Origin of the sequence: Streptomyces sp. ActVer (genome assembly GCF_027270795.1) — a bacterium.
Lineage (GTDB): Bacteria > Actinomycetota > Actinomycetes > Streptomycetales > Streptomycetaceae > Streptomyces > Streptomyces umbrinus_A.
In genome coordinates this window covers 1-2061 of record NZ_JAPWHT010000813.1, presented here as the reverse complement: position 1 = coordinate 2061, position 2061 = coordinate 1, and the positions used below count along the sequence as shown (strand labels likewise).

The window sequence follows — 2061 nt, the reverse complement described above, 5'->3', positions numbered from 1 at the left end:
GTGGCGGGGCGGGCGGCCGCTGCGCCTGACCCGGACCGAGTTCTCCCTCCTGCAGGTCCTCGTGCGCAACGCGACCCTCGAAGCGGATGTAGGCGCCGAGGGCCGTCACGTCGAGGAGTACGGCGCTGCGGTGCTCGGCGGTGCACAGCATGGCCTCGGCCGCCGTGCGCTCGTGCACGCAGTGGAAGCCGCAGTCGCAGCGGCGGTGCGGTGCCCGGTGCCGCAGACCGTAGACACAGTGCGCCTCGTCCAGCACTCCGTACGGCAGCGCGCCACCCAGCGACACACCGGTGAACCCGGCCCGGGTGCCGTCCTGGGACAGCATCGGGTGGGCGATCTTGAATCCGGTCGGCGGCTCCGCCGGACGTTCCTCGGGGAGCCGCATCCTCATCGCGCGACCGGAACCTCTTCGACCGCGGACTCCAACTCCTCGATCTCCTCAGGGAGTCGGAGCTCTTCCTCCTCCGGACGCGGCTGCTCCTCCGCGACTCCGGTGGCCAGTGCTTTGCCCAGCTTCATGACGCCTCCCGTGACAGACGACCTTCTACCGTCCCCGCCATGGTGACCGAAACGGGGGCGAGTTCCTAGAGCGCCCCCGCCACGCCGAATGCCGCGACTGCTAAGAATCGCTTACCCATATCCCGTAGAAAAATTAAGTGGAGCTTCAGGATTTGTGTGCCGAGACTACCTCCATGACCTCACGACGCACCCCACCCTTCGGCCGTGCCCTCTGCGCGATGATCACCCCGTTCACCGACGAGGGGCTGCTGGACCTGGACGGTGCGCAGCGGCTGGCCGACCGGCTGGTCTCCGGGGGCTGCGACGGGCTGGTGCTGTCCGGAACCACCGGGGAGTCGCCGACCACGACGGACGCCGAGAAGTCGGCGCTCGTGCGGGCGGTGGCGGACGCGGTCGGGGACCGCGCCGCGATCGTCGCGGGCATCGGGACAGCCGACACCCGCCACACCGCCGAACTCGCCCTGGAGGCCGAAAAGGCGGGCGCGGACGGCCTGTTGGTAGTCACGCCGTACTACAGCAGGCCCCCGCAGGACGCCGTCGAGGCGCACTTCCGCGCGATCGCGGACGCCTCCGGACTGCCGCTCGCGCTGTACGACATCCCGGGCCGCACGGGGACGCGCATCGAGCCGGAGACGATGCTGCGGCTCGCCGAGCATCCGCGGATCGTGGCGGTGAAGGACTGCGCGTACGACCTGCTCGGCACCCAGAAGGTGCTGGCCGCCACGGAGTTGGCGTACTACACGGGCTGCGACGAGTACGTGCTCGCGATGTACGCGATCGGCGGTGCCGGATACATCAGCACGGTGGCGAATGTGACCCCGGCTCAGTTCCGTTCGATCCTGGACGCGTTCGACGGGGGCGACCCGGACGAGGCTGTCCGCCTGCAGCAACTCACCATCCCGCTCACGGAGTTGATGATGGCCTCCGGCCTGCCCGGCTCGGTGACGGCGAAGGCCCTGCTGGACACTCTCGGCCTGCCCTCCGGCCCGGTCCGGGCACCGCTGCGGCCCGCCGGCCGGGATGCGGCCGACGGGCTGCGGACGGCGTACGAGCGGTTGGTGGCCGCCTCGGCCGGCGTGTGAGCGGAGCTTGCTCGGCGCTCGGCGAAGACCGGCGTCCAACGCCCGGGCGCGCCGTCGTTCCCCTTGCGGAAACCGCTCAGCGGGACGGTCTTGTCGCTGCCGATCGTGACGAGCACGAGCCGGTTGTGGAACTCGTTCGTACCGGGTGCGATGTCGAAGGCGATGAGCCGCTTGTTGTCGGCCCACGCGAGCAGTTGCTGTCCGGGGGTCTTGTAGAGCCGCTTGCCGGTGTAGGGGTCGTTGATCTCGGAGGCGGTGGTCTTGGTGCCCCTCGCGAAGTCGCCGGCGGCGAGCTTGCCGTCCGGGGACAGCCGTGCGTCGACGGACCAGTGCAGGTACTTCTCGTTCGCGGGCGTGGCGACCTCCTTGCCCTCGAAGTCGTAGTACTGCACGTGGGGTTCCATGGCGAGCCCCGAGTACACCAGCTTGGCGTCATTGCCGAAGGCGAAGTCCCCCCACC

3 protein-coding genes and 1 pseudogene are annotated in these 2061 nt (G+C 69.8%); 2 read left to right on the top strand and 2 right to left on the bottom strand.

What is annotated here, in order from left to right:
- Positions 1-391: pseudogene (locus O3Q52_RS52360) on the bottom strand (hypothetical protein); the annotation flags it as partial.
- Positions 388-519, bottom strand: coding sequence for a hypothetical protein (locus tag O3Q52_RS52355; RefSeq protein ID WP_269655435.1), 132 nt, complete (start codon positions 517-519; stop codon positions 388-390). The pseudogene O3Q52_RS52360 and the gene O3Q52_RS52355, both read right to left, overlap by 4 nt.
- A gap of 173 nt (positions 520-692) precedes the next feature.
- Between O3Q52_RS52355 and dapA the strand changes: the two genes are divergently transcribed.
- A complete protein-coding gene (dapA, locus tag O3Q52_RS52350; RefSeq protein WP_269655434.1) occupies positions 693-1601 on the top strand; it encodes a 4-hydroxy-tetrahydrodipicolinate synthase in 909 nt (302 codons plus the stop codon).
- 125 nt (positions 1602-1726) lie between these two features.
- A partial coding sequence (locus O3Q52_RS52345) for a hypothetical protein (RefSeq protein ID WP_269655433.1) occupies positions 1727-2061 on the top strand: 335 nt, incomplete at its 3' end.